General features: G+C 64.8%; 20 protein-coding genes. 6 read left to right on the top strand and 14 right to left on the bottom strand.

The genetic code is table 11. From position 1 onward, the window contains the following. Positions 1-17 precede the first annotated feature (17 nt). Positions 18-1,124 carry a pyridoxal phosphate-dependent aminotransferase gene (locus V8352_RS09970; protein ID WP_336424137.1) on the top strand — a complete coding sequence of 369 codons (1,107 nt, stop codon included), beginning with the start codon at positions 18-20 and terminating at the stop codon, positions 1,122-1,124. On the opposite strand, the gene V8352_RS09965 is transcribed toward V8352_RS09970, so the two are convergent. Next, on the bottom strand, positions 1,121-2,353 hold the full coding sequence (locus V8352_RS09965) for a pyridoxal-phosphate-dependent aminotransferase family protein (protein ID WP_336424136.1): 1,233 nt from the start codon (positions 2,351-2,353) through the stop codon (positions 1,121-1,123). The two genes, V8352_RS09970 and V8352_RS09965, sit on opposite strands and share 4 nt — an antisense overlap. Positions 2,354-2,508: 155 nt before the next feature. On the opposite strand from V8352_RS09965, the gene V8352_RS09960 reads away from it, so the two are divergent. Beyond that, a complete protein-coding gene (locus V8352_RS09960) occupies positions 2,509-3,192 on the top strand; it encodes a tyrosine-protein phosphatase (RefSeq protein ID WP_336424135.1) in 684 nt (227 codons plus the stop codon). On the opposite strand, the gene V8352_RS09955 is transcribed toward V8352_RS09960, so the two are convergent. Then, entirely contained in the window at positions 3,189-4,205 is a 1,017-nt protein-coding gene (locus tag V8352_RS09955) for a type I glyceraldehyde-3-phosphate dehydrogenase (RefSeq protein WP_336424134.1), read from the bottom strand. The two genes, V8352_RS09960 and V8352_RS09955, sit on opposite strands and share 4 nt — an antisense overlap. A 279-nt stretch (positions 4,206-4,484) precedes the next feature. Between V8352_RS09955 and V8352_RS09950 the strand changes: the two genes are divergently transcribed. Further along, positions 4,485-5,513 carry a hypothetical protein gene (locus tag V8352_RS09950; RefSeq protein WP_336424133.1) on the top strand — a complete coding sequence of 343 codons (1,029 nt, stop codon included), beginning with the start codon at positions 4,485-4,487 and terminating at the stop codon, positions 5,511-5,513. A 181-nt stretch (positions 5,514-5,694) separates the two neighbouring features. On the opposite strand, the gene V8352_RS09945 is transcribed toward V8352_RS09950, so the two are convergent. Both V8352_RS09945 and upp read right to left on the bottom strand, forming a co-directional pair. Further along, on the bottom strand, positions 5,695-7,149 hold the full coding sequence (locus V8352_RS09945) for an SPOR domain-containing protein (RefSeq protein WP_336424132.1): 1,455 nt from the start codon (positions 7,147-7,149) through the stop codon (positions 5,695-5,697). 78 nt (positions 7,150-7,227) lie between these two features. Beyond that, complete coding sequence (gene upp, locus V8352_RS09940; RefSeq protein WP_336424131.1) at positions 7,228-7,872, bottom strand: uracil phosphoribosyltransferase; 645 nt, start codon at positions 7,870-7,872, stop codon at positions 7,228-7,230. A 183-nt stretch (positions 7,873-8,055) separates the two neighbouring features. Here upp and V8352_RS09935 point away from each other — a divergent pair, with 183 nt between their 5' ends. After that, a complete protein-coding gene (locus V8352_RS09935; protein ID WP_336424130.1) occupies positions 8,056-10,332 on the top strand; it encodes an NADP-dependent malic enzyme in 2,277 nt (758 codons plus the stop codon). A 461-nt stretch (positions 10,333-10,793) separates the two neighbouring features. Beyond that, entirely contained in the window at positions 10,794-12,683 is a 1,890-nt protein-coding gene (locus tag V8352_RS09930; protein WP_336424129.1) for an AMP-binding protein, read from the top strand. Between the two features lie 92 nt (positions 12,684-12,775). On the opposite strand, the gene V8352_RS09925 is transcribed toward V8352_RS09930, so the two are convergent. The 3 genes from V8352_RS09925 to V8352_RS09915 form a co-directional block, all read right to left on the bottom strand. Then, a complete protein-coding gene (locus tag V8352_RS09925) occupies positions 12,776-13,609 on the bottom strand; it encodes a carbon-nitrogen hydrolase family protein (RefSeq protein ID WP_336424128.1) in 834 nt (277 codons plus the stop codon). An 81-nt stretch (positions 13,610-13,690) separates the two neighbouring features. Continuing rightward, positions 13,691-14,884, bottom strand: a complete 1,194-nt coding sequence (locus V8352_RS09920; RefSeq protein ID WP_442971007.1) for a type III PLP-dependent enzyme — start codon at positions 14,882-14,884, stop codon at positions 13,691-13,693. A 243-nt stretch (positions 14,885-15,127) separates the two neighbouring features. After that, entirely contained in the window at positions 15,128-15,889 is a 762-nt protein-coding gene (locus V8352_RS09915; RefSeq protein ID WP_336424127.1) for a DUF1013 domain-containing protein, read from the bottom strand. Positions 15,890-16,040: 151 nt separating this feature from the next. Between V8352_RS09915 and V8352_RS09910 the strand changes: the two genes are divergently transcribed. Then, the gene (locus tag V8352_RS09910) at positions 16,041-16,682 is read left to right on the top strand and encodes a ribonuclease T2 (protein WP_336424126.1); all 642 of its coding nucleotides are present in this window, start codon (positions 16,041-16,043) and stop codon (positions 16,680-16,682) included. A gap of 195 nt (positions 16,683-16,877) precedes the next feature. Here the strand turns inward: V8352_RS09910 and V8352_RS09905 are convergent, their stop codons facing one another. The 7 genes from V8352_RS09905 to hisD form a co-directional block, all read right to left on the bottom strand. After that, on the bottom strand, positions 16,878-17,954 hold the full coding sequence (locus tag V8352_RS09905; protein ID WP_336424125.1) for a Hint domain-containing protein: 1,077 nt from the start codon (positions 17,952-17,954) through the stop codon (positions 16,878-16,880). A gap of 90 nt (positions 17,955-18,044) precedes the next feature. Continuing rightward, on the bottom strand, positions 18,045-18,965 hold the full coding sequence (locus tag V8352_RS09900; protein WP_336424124.1) for a lipid A-modifier LpxR family protein: 921 nt from the start codon (positions 18,963-18,965) through the stop codon (positions 18,045-18,047). A gap of 151 nt (positions 18,966-19,116) precedes the next feature. Beyond that, complete coding sequence (locus tag V8352_RS09895; RefSeq protein ID WP_336424123.1) at positions 19,117-19,728, bottom strand: GNAT family N-acetyltransferase; 612 nt, start codon at positions 19,726-19,728, stop codon at positions 19,117-19,119. Beyond that, complete coding sequence (locus V8352_RS09890) at positions 19,728-20,120, bottom strand: ketosteroid isomerase-related protein (protein WP_336424122.1); 393 nt, start codon at positions 20,118-20,120, stop codon at positions 19,728-19,730. Before V8352_RS09890 ends, V8352_RS09895 begins: the two co-directional genes overlap by 1 nt. 10 nt (positions 20,121-20,130) lie before the next feature. Next, positions 20,131-20,595: an arsenate-mycothiol transferase ArsC gene (locus tag V8352_RS09885; protein ID WP_336424121.1), complete on the bottom strand. Its 465-nt coding sequence runs from the start codon at positions 20,593-20,595 to the stop codon at positions 20,131-20,133. A 3-nt stretch (positions 20,596-20,598) separates the two neighbouring features. Further along, complete coding sequence (locus V8352_RS09880; RefSeq protein WP_336424120.1) at positions 20,599-21,078, bottom strand: UPF0262 family protein; 480 nt, start codon at positions 21,076-21,078, stop codon at positions 20,599-20,601. A gap of 85 nt (positions 21,079-21,163) precedes the next feature. After that, positions 21,164-22,465, bottom strand: a complete 1,302-nt coding sequence (gene hisD / locus V8352_RS09875) for a histidinol dehydrogenase (protein ID WP_336424119.1) — start codon at positions 22,463-22,465, stop codon at positions 21,164-21,166. Positions 22,466-22,492: the final 27 nt, after the last annotated feature.

The following is a 22,492-nucleotide window of genomic DNA, read 5'->3' as shown; positions in this document are numbered from 1 at the left end:
TGCCGTTATCTGGCGCCATGTCACATGCACGCACCACACCGCTGATCCAATCCCTGCCCCCCAAGGTCCCCTTCGTGGGCCCCGAAGTGCAGGAGCGCCTGAGCGGCGTCGCCTTCTCGGCGCGCCTCGGCGCCAATGAGAATGCCTTTGGCCCCTCGCCCAGCGCGATCGAGGCCATGCAAGAGGGCGCTGCCGAAATCTGGAAATACGGCGACTCGTCCAGCTTCGACTTGCGCACTGCCATCGCCGCGCGCCAAGGCTGCAAGATCGAGAATATCGTCGTGGGCGAAGGGATCGACGGCCTTCTGGGTTATCTCGTGCGCATCATGGTCGCGCAGGGCGATGCGGTGGTTACCTCCGACGGCGCCTACCCCACCTTCAACTACCACGTCACAGGCTATGGCGGCGCGCTCCACAAGGTGGCCTACCGCGATGACCACGAGGATCTGCCGGTCCTGATGGCACGCGCGGCCGAGGTGGATGCAAAGCTGATCTATTTCGCCAATCCCGACAACCCGATGGGCAGTTGTTTGCAGGGCGCGGACATCGTCGCCGCGCTGGACGATCTGCCCGATGGGTGCCTCTTGATCCTCGATGAGGCCTATGTGGAGTTCGCGCCCGAAGGCATCGCCGCGCCGGTCGAGATCAACGACCCGCGCGTCATCCGTATGCGCACCTTTTCAAAGGCTTATGGAATGGCCGGGGCGCGTATAGGCTATGCCTTGGGCGCGGTCCCGCTGATTGCCGAGTTCGAGAAGATCCGCAATCACTTCGGCCTGAACCGCGCCGCGCAGGCCGGAGCCTTGGCCGCATATGAGGATGATGCGTGGCTGGCCCACATCCGGCAGGAGGTGGCGCGCGCCCGCGACGAAATCGCGCGGATCGCACATGACAACGGTCTTACTCCCCTGCCCTCAGCCACCAATTTCGTCAGTGTCGATTGCGGCGAGGATGGCGATTTTGCCCGCGCCGTTCTGGCCGGATTGACGGCGCGCGGCATTTTCGTGCGCATGCCCTTTGTCGCGCCGCAAGACCGCTGCATCCGCGTCAGTTGCGGACGGCCCGAGGATCTGGAGAAGCTGGCCGCCGCCCTGCCCGGCGCCTTGGCAGAAGCGCGCAGCTAGACGCCTTGGGCCTGGCCCTCGGCGATCACCTGCGCCGCCGCACCCAGCGCGCCCTGCCCATGGGGCATCTTGAGCGCGCTCATGCCTGCCTCGATGCTGGCCAGAACGCCCAAGACCATATGTGCGTTCACATGGCCCATATGCCCGATGCGAAAGAACCCGTGCCATGCCGGATCGCTTGGCTCGGCCATGCCGAGCCCGACGCCCAGCGTCACGCCTGCATTCGCCTCCAGCCAGAAGCGCAGATCGCTCGCCCCCGGCGCAGGCAGCGACAGCGCGGTGACGGCCCGGCTGCGATGCGCCGGATTGGCCATATTCATGCGCAGCGCCCCGCCCTCGGACCAGACATCGCTCGCGGCCCAGATGGCGCGCGCCAGCAGGTCATGGCGCGCCCAGACCGCCTCCACACCTTCCTCGTGAATCATATCGAGCGCGGCGCGCATGCCATAGAGGTGATGCGTCGGCGCGGTGCCAAAGAAATACTGGTAGAACTCCTCGGGGTTCGCGCGCAGCGTCCAGTCCCAATAGGGGCTCACGCGGCTCAGACCGCGCCGCACCTCTGCCGCCTTTTCGCTAAAGAAAAGAAGGCCAAGGCCCGGCGGCATCATCAGGCCCTTCTGGCTGCCGGTGACGATGACATCGACGCCCCATGCGTCCATCTCGAAACGGTCGCAGGCGAAGGAGGCGATGCAATCGGCCATCAACAGTGCCGGATGCCCCGACGCGTCCATGGCCGCGCGAATGGCCGGCATGTCACTCAGCGCCGAAGTCGATGTGTCGACATGGGTGGCCAGCACGGCCTTGATCTTGCGATCCTTGTCAGCGCGCAGCGCCGCCTCGACCTGCGCCGGATCAATGGGTGAGGCGCGCCCGAAATCAATCGTCTCTACCTCGAGGCCCATGTCCCGCGCCATCTGCGACCACCCAAGACCGAACCGGCCCGTGACCAGCGCCAGCACGGTGTCGCCCGGTGCCAGTGTGTTGGCAAAGGCCGCCTCCCACGCGCCATGGCCGTTGGCCATGTAGATCGCCACATGCGCATCAGTGCGCGCCACGCGCTTGAGATCGGGGATCAGCGTATCGACCATGTCGATCAACGCGCCCTGATAGATGTTGGGCGATGCGCGGTGCATGGCACTCAGCACGCGGTCCGGCACGACCGAGGGTCCGGGAATCGCCAGATAGGATCGCCCGCCCGCCAGCGCGCCTTGCGTGTCTGAAATGCCCATGTCTTGCCTCGCCCTTTTCTTGTCCGCGCACCATTACCCCGCCTGTGCGCGGCGTCAATATGCCCCCCCTCGCTCTCCCGATCCTCGCCCGATACTTGCCATGTGGCGCGGCTGCGACTAGACCGTCCATTCCTGCCGCAGCGCCCGAGGCCCGCATGTCCCTATTCAAACGCCTGACCACATGGGAACGCGGCCTGCGCCAATCCTACAACACGGACCTCTCGACCCCCGAGAACCGCCGCCGCGCCCATATCTACAACCTCTGGTTCGACCACGCGATCCTGCGCGGCATCTGGACCAACGAGTTCGAAGTCGCGCCGGGCGTCTGGCGCTCGAACCATCCGACACAAAAGCGCTTTGCCGCGATGAAGGCGCGCGGGATCAAGTCCATCCTCAATCTGCGCGGATCGGCCGGCGCGGCGCATTACCTCACCGAAAAGCAAAGCTGCGAGGCGCTGGGGCTGGCCCTCGTCGATGTGACGCTGCACGCGCGCTATGCGGTGCCGCCCAGCGATATCGCTGCGTTGATCGCGGCCTTCCGCACGATCGAGCGGCCTTTCGTCATGCATTGCAAGTCGGGCGCCGACCGCGCGGGGTTTGCCTCGGCCATCTATCTAACGGTGATCGAGGGACGTCCCGTCTCTGAGGCGCGCAAGATGCTCGGCCTCAGGTTCTTGCATGTCAAACGCTCGCGCACGGGCGTGCTGGACTATATCCTCGACCTCTTTGAGGCGCGCCATGCGCAGACCGGCATCGGCTTTGAGGAATGGGCCGCGACCGAATATGACCATGCCCAAGTGCAAGCCGACTTCGAGGCGACCTTCAAACCCTGGTTCTAGACGGCGCCCTGGCCCCGCGCGCCGATGCGCACCGCCATGTCCAGCATCCGGCAGCTGAAACCCCACTCGTTATCGTACCAGCCAAAGACGCGCAGCAGCCCGCCCTCCGAGACGGAAGTCTCGGGCCCGCACATGATGATCGACTCGGGCCGCGCCCGCAGGTCCGACGACACGAGCGGCTGCTCGGTCCAGCCGAAGACACCCCCGTGCGGCCCCGAGACGGCACCGCGCAGCACGTCGTTCACCTGATCCGCAGAAACCACCTCGCGAAGCTGTACCGACAGATCGATGCAAGACACGCTCGCCGTCGGCACGCGAATGGCCCGCGCATCGATCCGGCCCGCCAGATGCGGCAGCACCCGCGCCATCTGGCCACATGCGCTGGTGGTCGTCGGCACCATCGACAGGGCCGCCGCGCGGCTGCGCTCCAGCGCAGCGCGCGGCTTGTCCACCGTCGGCTGACTGCCGGTATAGCAATGCACGGTGGTCATCTGCCCTGATACGATGCCAAACGCCTCATCCAGCAGCCGCGCCAGCGGCGCCAGCGCATTGGTCGTGCAGGACGCATTCGAAATGATACTCTGCCCGGCCAGATCCCCCTCGTTCGCGCCCAGAACCAACGTCACATCGGCCTCGGCGGACGGCCCCGAGACCAGCACGGCGCGCGCGCCTGCCGCGATGCCTCGCTCGGCCACAGCGCGCTTGCCGGCCATCCCGGTGCACTCCAGCACCAGATCGACCCCGCTCAGATCCAACTCTCGCAGGTCCGCCTCGGAATGAAACGGCACGCGGCGCCCGTCAACGATCAGCGCCCCCGGCCCGGTCTCGACCCCGCCCGACCAGGGACCATAAACACTGTCATACTCAAAGAGATACGCACAGGTCTCCAGCGGTTCTATCTCGTTGATGAGCACCAGTTCGACATCCGAGCGTCCGGCCAGCAAGATACGCAATATCGCGCGCCCGATCCGGCCAAACCCGTTGACGGCAATCCTGACGGGAGGTTTCTGCATGGCGATGCCTCATTGAATGACACCCAATCGCTACCGCATCGCGCCATGCCCCACCACCCCCCAAGACGCATCCGATACCGCGCCACTCCTACGCCCTCTGTTGCCACAGCGCGCCCCTTCTTTCATTGTTCCCAAAATACTCTCGCCGAAGGCACCCACGCCGCCACAGGCGCGTCAAAGCCCCGCGCGCCACACGTTGCTGCCCCCGCCGCAGCCATGCTATCTTCTATCCAAAAAGTGGCGCATGGATGCGCGCATAATTCTGCATTGGGGGCAGGCATGACGGCACTTAGCGAATATCAGCGCCTTGAGGCGTCGGGGCTCTGGCGCGCCGCGCCGGGCGATCAGCGCAGCGAAGTCGTGGTTTCGGTCGGCGATGCAACCCTTGTCATCACGGATATGCGCGACCGGGTGCTGACGCATTGGTCAATCCCGGCGGTCAGCCGCGCCAATCCCGGCGAGCTGCCGGCGATCTACCATCCCGATGGCGATACCGGCGAGACGCTCGAACTGGACGCATCAGAAGGACAGATGATCGACGCCATCGAAAAGCTGCGCCTTGGCATCGCGCGGCAGCGGCCCCGGCCTGGCCGCCTGAGGCTCGGGATCCTGCTGGCTTCGGCGGCGGTCATCGGCGGTCTGGCAATCTTCTGGCTGCCGAATGCGGTGCGCGATCATGCGCTGCGCGTCGTGCCCCCGGTCAAGCGCGCCCAGATCGGTGCCGCGCTCGAACGCGAGATGCAAAGCGTCACCGGCCCGCCCTGCCGCGCGCCCGGCGGCGCGCAATCCCTGGCCAAGCTGGCACAGCGCCTGCCCTCGACGCGCGGCACCGGCGCGCTGCGAGTGGTGCGGGGCGGCGTCGATGGCACGGCCACCTTGCCCGGCGGCACGATCCTGATCCACCGCGGGCTGGTCGAGGACTTCGAGGAGCCCGATGTCGTTGCGGGCTACATCGTGGCCGAACGGTTGCGCGCGCGGGCGCATGACCCGCTGGGCCGCCTTCTGGATCACGCAGGCATTGGCGCGGCATTTCGCCTTTTGACCACGGGCGATCCGGGCGAGGCGGCATTACGCAGTTATGCTGAATACCTCTTGGCCGACGCCCCTCTTCAGCCGGTATCGGACGCCGCCCTGCTTGATGGCTTTTTGGCGTGGTCCGTGCGCGCCGCCCCCTACGCCTATGCGCGCGATATCACGGGCGAGAGCACGCTGGCCCTGATCGAGGCAGATCCCTTTGCCAGCGAGGCGCCGCCGCCCCTTCTGAGCGATGCCGACTGGCTGCGCCTTCAGGGGATCTGCGGCGGCTGAAGCGGTCCGCCAGCCCCCGGACCACAGCCTTTGGCGATGCGCAGTGGACAATATGCACGCCTCCTCTTTGGCGGATGCCTCAAGGTCAAAGGCGCGACGCATTGATCCATGCTATGCGCATAGAACAAGCGCCAGAACCCGCAGGATCCGGCGCTTGTTCATGGCTGTGATGTCTTGCCGCTCAGCGCAGGCGCGCGTTGCCAAATCCTGCACCGCGCACGCGGGCCAGCGCGCCTTGGGCGTCCCGGCTGCTGGCGAAAGGACCGCTCAGTAACAAGCTATATTGCGTGTCGCCCCGCGTCAGGCTGCCCAGCCGCGCGGGAAGACCCGCGCGCGTCAGGCGTTGTGCTGCCTGCTGCGCCTGTGCCCGGCTCGCAAAGACACCCGCCTGAACATAGTTCTGCCCCCCGGTCGAGCTGGCGGCGGGCTGCGCCGCGCGCGCCTTGGGGGCCTGCGATTTCGCATCGGGCTGGCTGGACTTGGTCGAAATGGTGCCCTTGGTATGACCCTGCCCAGCAGCGGGCGCAGACATCGCGGCGCGCTGCTCTTCGTAGCTGGTGTAGGGGTAGATCAGGCCGGGATAATGGCCCGACATATCGCGCCCGGTATCGGTCAGGATCAAACGGCGCGGCACCGTCTTGGTCCACATAACGTCCATTTGCGCCTTGCCGGCAAAGGTCTGATGGGCGCGGTGCGGGTTGAGGCGTCCATCCATCCAGACCCGTTTGTAGCCCTCGGGAATGCTCACCCCTTGGGTCGCGCGAGCCTGATTGCGCACAACATGGCGCGGCGCGACGCGCGTGTTGGGATCCACCGTGACCACCTTTTTGGCGGTCCCTTGCGGCGCGGCGGGCGCGGTCACGGGTGTATAGGCGGGCACGGCTGTCGGGCGCGGCGCGGCAGCATAGCTCGGCGCGGCATAGCTCGGCGGCGCGACAGCACGCGGGGCGCTCCGCATGGCTTTGGTGCCCTGAACGCGGGGGGCATGCGGTTCGCTCTGCGGGCCACAGCGCACGGCAAAGCCGGACGTCGTCCGGGTATAGCGCGACGATGCGGCGCTGGCGCCCGGGCAGGCGGGCGAAGCCGCGACTGTGCGCGCACCGCGCGGGGCTGCCTTGGCCACCGGCTGGGGCGCTTGTTTGACAGGGGGCTGTTTGCGCACCTTCTGAGCCTTAGGCGCGGGCTCGACATTGCGCACAGGCTGAACCGTGGGCTCGGGCGCCGTCCTTGCCACACGCTGAGGTGTTGATGTCGGCGCTGGCGCAGCGGCAGCAGCTTTGGGCTTTGGTTTGGGTTGGGGTTGCGGCTGCACCTCCGGTTGCGCCTGCGCAGCCTGCACTGGTTCGGCGGCGGGCTCCGGCTTCGGCGCGGCGGCCAGCGTGGGCTGCTGATTGCAAACGGCTTGGCGCCCCCGGCTGACGCGCGGTACCCATGTCACATTACCATCGAACCCGGCACGGACGAACACACATCCCTCGCTGTCGACGTATTGCCGGCCGGTGTATGTGCTGGGCGGAAATTCAGCAGGCTGTTCCATATTTCGCAGGCTCTGCGCCTGGGCCACCCCAAGAGTTTCCACGCCCAAAGCGCCGGACGCAGCGATGATCGCAATCGCTATCACGCGTGTCAGTTTCATAATGCCCCCACAATATCTGCCTTATTGTTGCCTTAATTCACTGACCGAGTAAACAGGCAAGCAGAGGGAGGCAGGCGCTTATTTCGTGCCGAACATGCGGTCTCCAGCGTCACCGAGGCCCGGCAGGATATAGCCCTTCTCGTCCAGCCGTTCGTCCAGCGCGGCGGTGACGATGGGCACATCGGGATGCGCCTCCTTCATCCGCGCCACGCCCTCGGGCGCAGCCAGCAGGCACAAGAAGCGGATGTCAGTCGCGCCCGACTGCTTGAGAAGATCGACAGCCGCAGCGGAGGAATTGCCCGTGGCCAGCATCGGATCGACCACGATCACCAGACGCTTGCCCATCTGGTCGGGCACCTTGAAATAATACTGCACCGGCTTCAGCGTCTTTTCATCACGGTAAAGCCCGACAAACCCGACCCGCGCCGAGGGGATCAACTCCAGCATACCGTCCAGAAGGCCGTTCCCGGCCCGCAGGATCGAGATGAGCGCGAGTTTGCGTCCGGCAAGAACGGGCGCGTCCATTTCCTGCATCGGCGTTTCGATCTCGCGCGTGGTCATGGGCAACTCATGCGTGACCTCATAGGCCAGAAGTTGCGAGATTTCGCGCAGCAGTTGGCGAAATACGGCGGTCGACGTGCTTTTCTCGCGCATCAAGGTCAGTTTGTGCTGGATGAGCGGGTGTTTGACGACGGTCAGGTGCTGCATGGAATCCTCCGGCATTGGGCTGACGTCTTTTAGGCGCATCGCCCTGCCAAGGGCAATGCCATGAGGGCAAGGCCAGCACCGCCATTTCTATCTGATTGCGCAGATCGCCGCAAAAAGGCAGTGTCATTCGCAAAGCCCCTGCGCCACTGCGGGGCAAAGTAGTTTAAAGCTAAACCAGTTCTGGCAAGGAGCCGCACCATGAGCGATAGCAACGACACGCTGAGGCAGGCGGCCCTGCACTACCACGAATTTCCCAAGCCCGGAAAGCTGGAGGTCCGCGCGACGAAACCGCTGGCCAATGGACGCGATCTGGCCCGCGCCTACTCGCCCGGCGTTGCCGAGGCCTGCCTTGAAATAAAGGCCGATCCCACCAATGCCAGCCGTTATACGAGCCGCGGAAATCTGGTGGCCGTCGTCACCAATGGGACCGCCGTGCTGGGCCTTGGCAACATCGGCGCGCTGGCGTCCAAGCCGGTGATGGAGGGCAAGGCCGTCCTGTTCAAGAAGTTCGCCGACATCGACTGCTTTGACATCGAGTTGAACGAGTCCGACCCCGAGCGTCTGGCCGATATCGTCTGCGCGATGGAGCCGACCTTCGGCGCGATCAACCTTGAGGACATCAAGGCGCCCGACTGCTTTATCGTCGAGAAGATCTGCCGCGAGCGGATGGGCATCCCCGTCTTTCACGACGACCAGCACGGCACGGCGATCGTCGTCGGCGCGGCGGCGACCAACGCGCTTTATGTCGCCCAGAAACGCTGGGAGGATATAAAGATCGTCTCGACGGGCGGCGGCGCGGCGGGCATCGCCTGCCTCAACATGCTGGTGAAACTGGGCGTCAAGCGCGAGAATATCTGGCTGTGCGACATAAATGGCCTTGTCTACGAGGGCCGCGTCGAGGACATGAACCCCCAGAAATCCGAGTTCGCGCAAAAGACCGATCTGCGAAATCTCGATGACGTGATCGAGGGCGCCGACCTCTTTCTGGGTCTGTCCGGGCCGGGCGCGCTGAAACCCGAGCACATCAAGAAGATGGCATCTCGTCCGATCATTTTCGCCCTCGCCAACCCCACGCCCGAAATCATGCCAGACGTGGCCCGCGCCGCCGTGCCCGATGCGATCATCGCTACGGGGCGCAGCGATTTTCCCAATCAGGTCAACAACGTGCTGTGCTTCCCGTTCATCTTTCGTGGAGCTTTGGATGTGGGTGCGTCGCAGATCAACGACGCCATGCAGATCGCTTGTGTCGACGGCATCGCCGAACTGGCCCGCGCCAGCACCTCCGCCGAGGCGGCCGCCGCCTATCAGGGTGAGCCTATGACCTTCGGCGCCGATTACCTCATCCCCAAGCCCTTCGATCCGCGCCTCTCGGGCATCGTCTCCTCCGCTGTCGCGCGCGCCGCGATGGAGAGCGGTGTGGCAACCCGCCCGCTGGAGGATCTGGAAGGCTACAAGGCCAAGCTGGACGCGTCGGTCTTCAAATCCGCGCTGCTCATGCGCCCGGTTTTCGAGGCCTCGAAAAAGGATGCCCGCCGCATCGTCTTTGCCGAGGGCGAAGACGAGCGCGTGTTGCGCGCCGCGCAAGCCATTCTGGAGGAGACAAGCGAGCAGCCCATCCTGATCGGCCGCCCCACGGTGATAGAGGCGCGCTGCGAACGCATGGGCCTCGACATCCGGCCCGGACGCGATGTTCACCTCGTCAATCCCGAGGACGATCCGCGCTACCGCGACTATTGGGGCACCTATCACGAGATCATGAAGCGGCGCGGCGTCACCCCTGATCTGGCCAAGGCCGTGATGCGCACCAACACCACCGCGATCGGCGCCATCATGGTGCATCGCGGCGAGGCCGACAGCCTGATCTGCGGCACCTTTGGTGATTACCGCTGGCACCTCAACTACGTGACACAGGTACTCAGCGACCAAAGCCGCCGCCCGCATGGCGCGCTCAGCATGATGATCCTGGAGGATGGCCCCCTCTTTATCGCGGACACGCATGTGCGCGTGCATCCCTCGCCCGAGGATCTAGCCGAGACGGCGATGGGCGCCGCGCGCCATGTCCGCCGCTTCGGGATAGATCCCAAGGTCGCCTTTTGCTCGCAATCGCAGTTCGGCAACCAGGGCGAGGACTCGGGCAAGCGCTTGCGCGCCGCAATCGCCCTTCTCGACGAAAAGCCGCGCGACTTTTGCTACGAGGGCGAAATGAACATCGACGCCGCGCTCGATGAGGAATTGCGCGCGCGCCTCCTGCCCGACAACCGGATGGAGGGGGCGGCGAACGTCCTGATCTTCTCCAACGTCGATGCGGCCTCGGGCGTGCGCAACATTCTCAAGATGAAGGGCGGCGGCCTCGAAGTGGGGCCGATCCTGATGGGAATGGGCAACCGCGCGCATATCGTCTCGCCTGCGATCACCGCGCGGGGTCTGTTGAACATGGCCGCCATCGCCGGCACGCCGGTGGCACATTACGGCTGAGACACAGTCGCCGCCCCGGATATCCGGGGCGGCGCAGTTATTGCGGTCCTGAAGCGTGATCCTGGGCAGGATTACTTCTTCTTGCCGCCGGGCTTCGATCCGGCGTCCTTGGGCTGGGGTTTGGGTGCGTTTGCCATTTCGGCAGACCTCGCTGTAACGGCCTGGCACCGTGCCGGGCCTGCCTGCGAGTATCTCAAATCGGCGCCGAGTCTCATACAGGTTTTCGCGGGCCTTGGGCCCGCATCACCGCCTGATCGGCCAATCGGCGCCAACGCGCGGGTGCCATCGGCCAATTCTGGCCTGCGACCGAAAAATTTGCATAAATGGCATGCTGCGCAAGGAACGATTCCCGTCCGCGCCGAAATTTTCTGCATCATTGCGCAGCCTTCGGCCCGCTGGCGTCTTGCCCATCCCTGCAAGCGCCCTTTACAACGGTCAAAAGACTGCACGGGAGGGCAGAGATGGGCTACGCCGATATTTACCAGAGCTGGAAATCCGACCCCGAAGCCTACTGGCTGAACGAGGCCAAGTCGATCGACTGGGATGTGCCCCCGACCAAGGCGCTCTTTGATCGTGGCAATCACATGTACGAATGGTATGCCGACGCCAAGGTGAACACCTGCTACAACGCCGTCGACCGTCACGTGATCGCCGGACGCGGCAGCCAGGCGGCCATCATCCACGACAGCCCCGTCACAGGCACCAAGCACACCATCACCTACGCCGAGCTTCAGAAGCGCGTTGCCAGCCTCGCGGGCGCCCTGCGTGCCAAGGGCATCGAAAAGGGCGACCGCGTCATCATCTACATGCCCATGGTGCCAGAGGCCGTCGAGGCGATGCTGGCCTGCACGCGCATCGGCGCGATCCATTCGGTCGTCTTCGGCGGCTTTTCCGCAAATGAGCTGGCGGTGCGCATCGACGACTGCACCCCCAAGGCGATCATCGCCGCCTCCTGCGGGATCGAGCCGAACCGCACCGTGCATTACAAACCCCTGCTCGACGGCGCCATCGAGCAGGCAGCGCACAAGCCCGAGTTTTGCGTCATCCTCCAGCGCGAGCAGGAGGTGGCCCAACTTACAGAGGGCCGCGACGTCAGCTGGCATGGCTTTCAATACGGGGTGGAGCCCGCGGACTGCCTGCCCGTCGAAGGCAATCATCCCGCCTATATCCTTTATACCTCCGGCACCACCGGCGCGCCCAAGGGCGTCATCCGCGCCACGGCAGGGCACCTCGTGGCGCTCAACTGGACGATGAAGAATATCTACAACGTCGATCCCGGCGATGTGTTCTGGGCGGCCTCCGATGTGGGCTGGGTCGTCGGACACAGCTATATCTGCTACGCGCCACTGATCCACGGCAACACCACGATCGTCTTCGAGGGCAAGCCCGTGGGCACGCCCGATGCCGGCACCTTCTGGCGCGTGATCCAAGAGCATGACGTGCGCTGCTTCTTTACCGCGCCCACGGCCATCCGCGCGGTCAAGCGCGAAGACCCCAAGGGCGAGCTGCTCAAGAAATACGATCTGTCACGGCTCAGGGCGCTCTACCTCGCGGGCGAGCGGGCGGACCCCGATACGATCATCTGGGCGCAGGAGATGCTGGACAAGCCGGTTTATGACCATTGGTGGCAGACCGAAACCGGCTGCGCCATCGCCGCCAACCCAGTCGGCGCCGGTGCGCTGCCGGTCAAGATCGGCTCGCCCACCGTGGCGATGCCGGGCTATGACATCCAGATCCTCGATGAGGAAGGCAAGCCCAAGGCCACGGGCGAGTTGGGCGCCATTGCCATCAAGCTGCCCCTGCCCCCCGGCACCCTGCCCGGCCTTTGGAACGCCGAGGCGCGGTTTCGCAAATCCTACCTCGACCGCTTCCCCGGCTATTACGAGACCGGCGATGCAGGCATGATCGACGAGGATGGCTATCTCTACATCATGGCGCGCACGGACGATGTCATCAACGTTGCTGGCCACCGCCTCAGCACCGGCCTGATGGAAGAGGTGCTGGCCAGCCACCCAGACGTGGCCGAATGCGCGGTGCTGGGCGCCAAGGACGACCTCAAGGGTCAGGTGCCCATCGGTTTCGTCTGCCTGACCAAGGGCGTCGATCGCCCGGCCGAGGATATCGCAAAGGAATGCGTCGCCCTCGTGCGCGACAAGATCGGCCCTGTTGCCGCCTTCAAGCTGGCCGTCGTGGTCGACCGCCTGCCCAAGACCCGCTCGGGCAAGATCCTGCGCCGCACCATGGCCAGCCTCGCCGACGGCGAAGCCTTCAAGCCACCCGCGACCATCGACGATCCCGCCATCCTCGATGAGATCAAGGAGGCGCTGAAAACCATCGGCTATCCCAGATAGGCATGGGCGGGCGCCGCAACCGGACACTGCGGCGCCCCGCTCCCACCCTTCATCTTGGTAAAAATACTCTCACCGAAGGCCAGGAAAATTCCTTAATTTTCCTGAACCCTCTGGAACGGGGCGTCGTTCATCAGACTGGGAATGCGCCCCACGGTCTGGGCGATCATGTCCAGATCGATCTGCGCCGCGATGACGCCCGGCCCCTCGCCGCCATCCGCCAGAACCGTGCCCCATGGATCGACGATCAGGGAGTGGCCATAGGTCGCGCCGCCGCCGGGCACCGGACCGACCTGCGCGGCCGAGACGACAAAGCGCGTCGTCTCGATCGCCCTCGCGCGGTTCAGCACATGCCAATGCGCTGCGCCGGTCTTGGCCGTGAAGGCTGCGGGGCACGCCAGTATCTCGGCCCCGGCCTGAGCCAGATTGCGAAAGAGACGCGCAAACCGCAGGTCATAGCAGATCGTATGCCCGATGCGGGCGAGCGGCATGTCGTGGATCACCGCGCAATTGCCCGGATCGACGCGGTCGCTCTCGCGGTAAACCTCGCCATCCGAAAGCTGGATGTCGAAGAGGTGGATCTTGTCATAGCGCCCGGTGACCGCGCCCTCGGGGCTCAGCATGAAACCGCGATTGATGATGCGCCCGTCCGGGCCGTCGACGGCGACCGAGCCGAGGTGGATCCAGACACCGCTCTGCCGTGCGAAGTCCTGCATCGCGGCCAGAAAGGGATGGGCGTCCTCGGGCGCCGAAGGCGGCGCGACCGCCGCACCATCGGACCGCAGGCCGCCGCAATATTCCGGCAGGAACAGCATCTGCGCCCCGCCCTCCACGGCCTCGCGTGCAAGCGGCAGCGCCTCGTCCAACGCCGCATCCATATCCGGCATAGGGCGCAGTTGCAGGCAGGCGATATCGAGGGGACGCGGCATGGCGATGGCTCCGGTTGGGGACGACAGCCCAAGCCTAGGCCAGCGCCGCCGCCGGGAGCAACCCGGCAGCGGCAAAAGATCTCAGGTCACGACGACGTCCAGCGGGGGGAAACCATTGAAGCCCACCGACGAATAGCTGCTGGTGTAGGCACCGCAATTGCGGATCACGACGCGGTCACCACCCGTCAGCGCCAGTGGCAGGTTCACGGGGCGCTGCTCGTAAAGGATATCGGCGCTGTCACAGGACGGCCCGGCAAGGATGCAGGCGCCCGTCTCGGTCCCGTCATGCGGCGTCTGGATGCGGTAGCGGATCGCCTCGCCCATCGTCTCGGCAAGGCCCGAGAACATGCCGACATCAAGGTAAACCCAGCGATGCAGATCATCAGCGGACTTGCGTGACACCAGCAGCACCTCGGCCACGATATGACCCGCCTCGGCCACGAGGCCGCGACCCGGCTCGGCCATGATGTAGGGCACCGCACCAAAGCGCTCGGCCACGGCGGCCATCACGGCGGCGGCATAGGTCTGCGCGCCCATGACCTCATCCTCGTAGGTCGCCGGGAAACCGCCGCCAAGGTTCAGCACGCGCAGGTCATGCCCCGCCGCGCGGCCCGCGTCCCACAGCGCCGCGATCTGGTCGAGTACCGGGTTCCACGAGGCCGGATTGCGCGTCTGGCTGCCCACATGAAACGACAGGCCTGCCACGTCGACGCCCTGCTGGCGCGCATAGTCCATCAACGGCAGCATGGCCGAGCGGGCACAGCCGAACTTGCGGCTGAGCGGCCAATCGGCATCCGAGTTCTCGACGATGACGCGCAGATAGACGCGCCCGCCCGGCGCATGCGCCGCCAGCTTGTCGATCTCGGCCTCGCTATCGGCAGCGAACAGCGTCACGCCTTGTGAATGTGCGAAGGCGATGTCGCCGGGCTTCTTGATGGTGTTGCCAAAGGAGATATCCGCGCCGGCCGCACCCTGGCTAAGGCACAGCTCGATCTCGCCCCGGCTGGCGGCGTCAAAGCGCGCGCCCTTCAGCACGAGGGCACGGATGATCTCGGGCGCAGGGTTCGCCTTGACCGCGTAATGAATGCGCGCATCGCCAAGGCCGGCAACCAGCGCGTCATACTGCGCGCTGACGCGGTCGCGGCTGACCACCAGCGTCGGGCGATCAAAGCTGCGCGCGGCAATATAGGCAGCCGCAGGATCGGCGATCTGAGCGGCAGGCACGGCAGAAGTGTCGGCGCGCAGGGCGCCGGGGTACATAGCGGTCATGGTCATCTCCAAAAGGATAGCCCCGAGCTGTGCAGGGGGATCGTCAGTCAGAGACGTTACCGTCGCTACATAAACGCGGGGTCTGCCAAGAGATGGCTGACCGGCCAGAGGCGCGTGCGTTGGCGTCTTGAATTTGCGTTTATAGCAGTCTGGAAATCACGCAAGTGATATTTTTCGTCCGGGCAAAAATAATCCCGGCACGCGGTCTCGCGGCCGGGATACTGCCCCATTGGCGCGGGGCGCCTCAGCTCAGCGCTTGCCGTCCTCGTCCTCGTCGTCGTCACCCTCATCTTCCCCTTCGGGCAGGTTGAAGAGGCTATCGGCATCATACTGCTTGTCGGTGACCTCGGGATCGGCCTCGCCCAGCGTGAAGGTCTCGAGCCCCTCGATGGCGGTCGGCATCTTCTGCTCGTCCTCATCGCCCAGGCTCTGCTCGGTGCTCAGCAGCTTTCGGCGATCCTCGTCACTCAGCGACTGGCCCTCACGGGCCTTCTTGGCGGCGGCCTTCTGCACGGCGGCGTCCAGCTCGGATTGCTTGCACAGGCCCAGCGCCACAGGATCGATCGGCTGGATGTTGGCGATGTTCCAATGGGTGCGCTCGCGGATGGCCTGGATCGTCGGCTTGGTCGTGCCCACCAGCTTCGAGATCTGGCTGTCGGCCAGCTCGGGGTGAAACTTGACCAGCCACAGGATCGACGCAGGCCGGTCCTGACGCTTGCTGAGCGGTGTGTAGCGCGGGCCGCGGCGCTTTTCCTCGCCTTCGGCTGAGGCGTTGTATTTCAGCGTCAGCTTGTGCAGCGGATTCTTTTCCGCCGCGTCAATCTCGTCTTGGGTCAGCTGGTTGTTGGCAACCGGGTCGAACCCTTTCACGCCTGCGGCAACGTCGCCATCGGCGATGCCCTGCACCTCAAGCTCGTGCATCTCGGTAAAATCCGCGATCTGCTTGAAGCTGAGCGTGGTATTGTCCACCAGCCAGACGGCGGTGGCCTTGGCCATGAGAGGTTTCGCCATGTCAAATCTCCTGAATCTGTCCGTCCCGTGCGCATGCCTTCCTCGTCTCCTGTCTCCAGGAGGCTTCGGGTAAGGTCCGAAGCGGGTCGCCATTGTCGGGAAACTTGGGTGCCCGTATAATCGCCTCGTTGCCGTTTGGAAAGACCGAAATATGCGCGCCCTGATGATCCTGCTGCTGGCCAGCGCTCTCACAGCCACCTCCGCACGGGCCGAAGGCGAAAAGGCGGGCGCATTCGACTACTACGTCCTGGCGCTCAGCTGGACGCCGACATGGTGCGCAATCACCGGCGACGCGCGCAGCGCGCCGGAATGCGAGGACAGCGCCAATACCGGCTGGACGCTGCACGGCCTTTGGCCGCAATACCATCGCGGCTGGCCCAGCTTTTGCCCGACGGCGCAGCGCCCGCCCTCGCGCCAGATGACCGAGACAATGAGCGACATCATGGGCAGCGGCGGTCTTGCCTGGTATCAATGGAAGAAACACGGCCGCTGCACCGGCCTCAGTGCATCCGACTACTTCGCCCTGACGCGCGAGGCATGGGGCCGCGTCACCCGCCCGGAAATCTTTACCAAGCTGACCCGCCCCGTCACCCTGCCCGCCCGCGTCGTCGAAGAGGCATTCCTCAAGGAAAACCCCGCGCTAGAGCCCGACATGCTGACGATCACCTGCCGGGACGGCCGCATTCATGAGGCGCGCCTGTGCCTCTCGCGCACGCTTGATCCGGTGCCCTGCGGCCAGGATGTGGTCCGCGATTGCCGTCTCAAGAATGCGCTTCTGGACCCGGTAAGATAGACCGCCGCCAGGCGCAGCGCGCGTTCCAGATTATGTGCCCCGCGCTTCGCCAAAAGCTGTGATACACAGCTTCACGGTATAACGCTTTGATATCAATACAAAATTAGTGGCACCTCGGGATACATCCGCCCCTTTGCATTTCTTCTTGCTCAAAATATCCCCGCCGGAGGCCGGAAAATACCTAGAATTTCCCGATCACGCCGCTTCATGCGCGAGGATCGCGGCCTCAGGCGCGCTCAGACTGCGGCGGGCGAAACCGCCATAGGTGTGCGGCTCGAACTCAAGCGAGGGATACCGGGCCAGAAGGCGCAGACGGTCGGCCTGCCCCAGCGTCGAGAGCGCCGCACTGGCGGGGTGGAAGCTTTCGGTCTCGACGCCGTTTGCCCATAGGATCTGATGGCTTGGCAGAAGCAGATGAATGTATGTCACCTCGCGCAGGGCCAGATCGACGCTGATCGTGTTCGCATTGACCAGATCCTTTGCGGCAATCAGCACCTCGGGCGTGTTGAAGAGCGCGCGCGCCGTATCCCCTTCGATCAGCATGCGATGCTCGGGGGAAACCAGCAGATCCTCGTCCGGGCGCCTCCCGCCATTTGCATGCCCCAAGGCGCCAGCGCGGATGCGAATGGGCCGCAGGCGCGGCATGGCATAAAGGCGTGCGCCCGTCATGTGGCGGCTGCCGATCCATTCGATCTGCTCGGCGCCGTTGTCCTTGGTCTGCACGCGGTCCCCCTCGCGTAGATCCTCGACCAGTCGGGGGCCGTCCGGCGTGTCGATGCGTGTTCCGGGCGTAAAGCAGATGACACCGCCCGTTGCAGGCCCGGTCGAGGCGGTCTGCGCCCCTTCGAGCGTGTGATGCACGACCCACATGTCGGTGTTCTGGGGCGGTAAAATGTCGATGAACATCAGCAGGGGCGGCGCGCCGCCACCCAATTCGATCACGCTGACAGTGTAACTTTGAGCGCCGTTGGTGACGACAAAACTGCTGTCGGGCAGCGTGTCGTCCACCTCTACCGCGCTCAGATCGCGCGTGCCGCCAATGGCCGCGCCCACGAGCCGGCGCACCATGCGCGCCGCGCTCTTGCGATTAACCCCATATCCGTCCGTATTTTCCAGTCGCAACAATTCGGGCGGCCCATCGACGCGCACGGGGTTTCCGTGCCAACGCCATGCTGCGCCGACTGTAATCTGCTCGACCGCGTCCGGCACAAAGCCGTCCACTTCCGTCTGCGACCAGGAAATGACGAACGTGCCACGAAAGCCCGTTCCCATACCCGTATATCCTGCCTCGATCTTCTTTTATTATTAACGGCAGGTTATCAAACGAAGCTCATCCTGGAAAGCGGCGTCAAGACAAAGCTGTCAGAAATTGAAATGTAGTCGCAAGGATCCCACAATCTGGCCCTCGTCCTGCCCCTTGAACTCGCGATCAAGCCAGGTAAGGCCATAGAATGCGCGATGGCCCGAGGGGGCGGCATAGTGAACGCCCGCGCGCACGCGATTGCGCGCATCGCTGAGGCGATAGCCCCTGCTGGAGGGCAGATAGACGCTGTCTTCGACGTAGGCGGTATCGGCGCCAAAGGTGAAGGCATAGCCAGCCAGATCGTTCTGCACCGTGCGATAGCGATGGCCCGTCACGGTCTCGCGCACTCTCATAGTGCCGTCCAGCGCGCCGCCGAACGTCACGTCGGCGCCGACACGCACCAGTGTCTCGTCGCCCGCCCGCGCCTCGGCAAAGGGGCGCAGGTTCAGCGCACCGAATTGGGCGCTCCGGCCCACCTCGATCACGGCCGTCGGGCGTATGTCGTCGCCGATCTGGGTGCGCCGAACGCCGGCGCCGAGGCCCTGACCGCCCAGATTGTCGTGAAACGCCTTTTGAAATCCGTCGAGGCCCGTCTGCGGCCCGACAAAGACCAGATCACCGCCCAGCGAAATTTCACTGCCAAGGGCGGTGTAATGCGTGTGAAGCCCCAGCGCGATCGATCCGGCATAGGGCCGGTCGCCCGGAGTGGGTGCATTCAGATCCTCAGGCGCCAGAATTTGCGCGTTGAAGCGCAGCTCAAGCAGCTGGCCAAAATCATCCGGCAGCGCGCCATCCCAGGCAGGGCCCCAGACGCGGCTGGACGCGACCGATCCGGTGCGCCAGCGGTCATGGCCATCACCGACATAATCGTTGGTCACAAGGCGACCATAACCCAGCTTTGCGCGGCCTTCGGACAAGGCGGGGGCGGCAATACCAAGGACGAGGGCGAATGCCAGACTGGCGGCGGCGATGGGGCGCATCAATAATTCCTGCAATGTTGGCCCCCCGGCCCGTCCAATTAGCCGATCAAATATGGCGCAGACCAGACCGCATAGCGCAATTTCGGTGTCCATGCGCCAGTTTTGACCGGATCGGGGCATTTTGGCATCGGTTGCGGCCTCACGGGCGCCCTTAGAGACGGCGCATCCAGAGTTGCAACTCGTGGTCCGTCTCGCCCGCCTCTGCGATATCCTTCCACGCAAAGCGGGCGATGGCGCCGGGCAGCGGGGCATATCCGCGCGCGCGCCAAAAGGCATCGAGCGGGCGGTAACCCTCTGGGCGCATGGGATGACCCTCGGGCCGCAGGACGCTGCAAAAGGCAGAAGCCTCATAGCCAAGGACGCGCGCATGCTCTTCGCGCGCATCGAAGAACACATGCCCGATTCCGCGCCCACGATAGTCGGGCAAAAGCACGGATTCGGCACAATAGAAGGTCTTGGCGGGGTCCAGAGCCGCGCCCTGACCTGCCAGTGCCGCCGCGAAATCGTCCGCGTGATCCAGCATTGGTGTGCCGGTCGCGGCGCCGATCAGGCGCGCGCCATCATAGGCGCCAACCAGAATGGCGCCCGGACTGTCGCGGTAGGTCTGCAAATAGCTGCGCTCATACGCGGCATCACCATCATAAAGGTAGGGATATGCGCGAAAGACCTCGATCCTCAGCGCCGCCACACCGTCCAGCGCCGCATCCAGTGCGGCGCCCGTCAGCGGCCTGACATCGATCCCCGATGGCGCACCGCCGGTCATCACGAGACCTGATTGCGCCAGTCGGCCAGATTGTAATAGGTCGTGAGGCGCGTGATCAGCCCTCCCTCAAGCGTAAAGAACGAGCCGGCAGGCAGCGTGTAGGTCTGGCCCTCGGCCTCGGGCAGGCCATCGTCGGTTTTCAGGTAGGTGCCGTTGACGATGTATTCGGCGGCAGCGCGCGTGCCGTCCTCGGTGATGAAAAGCGTCATGTCGGTCAGCTCTTCGCGGTAGCATTCCTCCATATGCTCGCAAAAGTCGCGGAACATGTCCTTGCCCCGGCGCACACCGCCCTCGTTGACGTGATGGGTCACATCATCGGACAGGCAGGCCAGCATGCCCTCGGTGTCGCCAATGTTGAACGCGTCGAAATAGCTGCGGATTGTGTCGATCATAATCGGTCTCTCATGCCTCGTTGTTGCGGGGATCGCCCCAGCGTTCGGTCATATGCGCCAGAATCTGGTCGCGCGATTGGCGGTAAGCGGCCAATTTGGCCTCGCGCGTCTCGCCCAGACCGGTGGGGTCCATGATGGGCCAGTACAGCACGTCGAGGTGATAGAGCCGCGTCAAATCCAGCGCCCGGCGCTGGCTGGCCGGGCTGAGCGCGATGATCAGATCGAACGACCCCAGATCGTCACCCCATTCGGCCATCTCGTCGAAACTGCGCGCGCGGTGGCGCGACAACTCGACACCGATCTCTTCGCAAACGGCGATGGAAAAGCCGTCGATGTCCTGATCGCTCTTGACGCCCGCTGACTGTACGTAAGTGCCGGTGCCATAGAGCTTCTTCATGATGCCCTCGGCCATGGGCGAGCGGACGGCATTGTAATCGCAGCAAAAGAGCACCGATTGGGGTAGGTCCGCCTCCATCTGCTAGCTGCCGAAATGCAGCACGCAAATCAGCGTGAAGAGACGCCGTGCCGTGTCACTGTCGATATCGGCCTTGCCCTCCAGCCGCTCTTCAAGGATGCGCGCACCCTCGTTGTGGATGCCGCGCCGCGCCATGTCGATGGTCTCGATCTGGCTGGGGGGCATGTTCTTCACGGCATCGAAGTAGCTCTCGCAGATGGCGTAGTAGTCCTTGACCACCTGCCGAAACGGGCTGAGCGAAAGGTGGAATTCGGCCGCCGGCGCCTCGTCTTCGGAGCGGACGGAAAAAACCAGACGCTTCTCGCGGATCGACAGGCCGACGCGATACGGCCCCTTGGGCACATCACGGCCGTCGCGGGCCGGAAGCGCAAAGCTGTTCTCCTCCATCAGGTCGAACATGGCGACCTTGCGCTCTTGTTCGATCTCTGGCGTGGGGGCAGGCAGGTTGGCGTCGTCGAGGTCGATGTGGCTGATGCGGCTCATGGGCGGTCTTTCGCGCAGGTAAAGTGCGACAGCAGTAGCGCGCGGGCGGCTGCGGGGCAATAGCAGGGCTGGGCGGCGCGCGGCGCTATTCGTTCAGCTTGTCGAGGCGCGCGCGCACCGACAGGCCGTGCGCCTCGAGGCTTTCGGAATGCGCCAGCGTTTCTGCGGCGGGGCCAACCGCGCGCAGGGCGCCGGGTGTCATGCGCGCCAGCGTGGTGCGCTTGAGAAAATCGAGTACACCCAGCCCCGACGAGAACCGCGCCGAGCGCGCGGTGGGCAGCACATGGTTCGGTCCGCCCACGTAATCGCCGATGGCCTCGGGCGTCCACTGCCCAAGGAAAATGGCGCCCGCATGGGTGATCCGCGCGCTGAGCGCATCGACATCCGCAACGCAAAGCTCAAGGTGTTCGGGCGCGATCCGGTTCGAGAGCTGCGCCGCGACATCCAGATCCGGCACGGTAATGATGGCGCCAAAGTCACGCCAGCTTGCCCCCGCGATCGCGCGCCGCTCCAGCGTCTGGAGGCGCGCGTCGATGGCCTGTGCCACCTTGCGGCCAAATTCTGCGTCGGTCGTGATGAGGATGGATTGCGCGCTTTCGTCATGCTCGGCCTGGCTGAGCATGTCGAGCGCGATCCAGTCCGGCTCGTTCTCGGCATCGGCGATGACCAGAATTTCGGACGGCCCGGCAATCATGTCGATCCCGACCTTGCCGAAAACGCGCCGTTTGGCGGCGGCGACATAGGCATTGCCGGGGCCGGTAATCTTGTCGACGGGGGCAACCGTCCGGGTTCCGTAGGCCAGCGCGGCAATGGCCTGCGCGCCGCCAATGCGGTAGATCTCATCGACACCGGCAATCTGCGCAGCGGCCAGAACGGCGGGATTAAGCGCGCCATCAGGCGTCGGCACGACCATGGCGAGGCGCCCGACCCCGGCAACCTTGGCCGGAATCGCATTCATCAGGACCGAGCTGGGATAGGTCGCAATGCCGCCCGGCACATATAGGCCAGCGGCATCCACAGGTGTCCACCGCCAGCCCAGCGTCGCCCCCGCCGCATCGGTCCAGCTGTCGTCCTGGGGCATCTGGCGCTGGTGGTAGGCGCGAATGCGGTCAGCCGCGATTTCGAGCGCGCGGCGTACGTCATGTGTCACCTGCCCAGCCGCATCCGCCACCTCATCGGCGCTCAGGCGCATGGTCTGGGGCGTCAGCGCGATGCGATCAAAGCGCTCGGTCAACTCGATCACCGCCGCATCGCCCCGCGCGCGCACATCGCTGATGATGGCGGCGACGGTATCGTCCACATCCGGGCTGTCCTCGCGCTTGGCATTGAGAAGCGCGGCAAAATCCGTCTCGAAATCGGGGCTGTCGTGGTCGATGAAACGGGGCATGTCTGGTCCTACTCGGCGGCAATCGGG

Origin of the sequence: Roseovarius sp. D0-M9 (assembly GCF_037083805.1) — a bacterium.
In the GTDB taxonomy this organism is placed as follows: domain Bacteria; phylum Pseudomonadota; class Alphaproteobacteria; order Rhodobacterales; family Rhodobacteraceae; genus Roseovarius.
The sequence above is the reverse complement of the archived record's forward strand: the minus strand, read 5'-3'. Positions and strand labels throughout refer to the sequence as shown.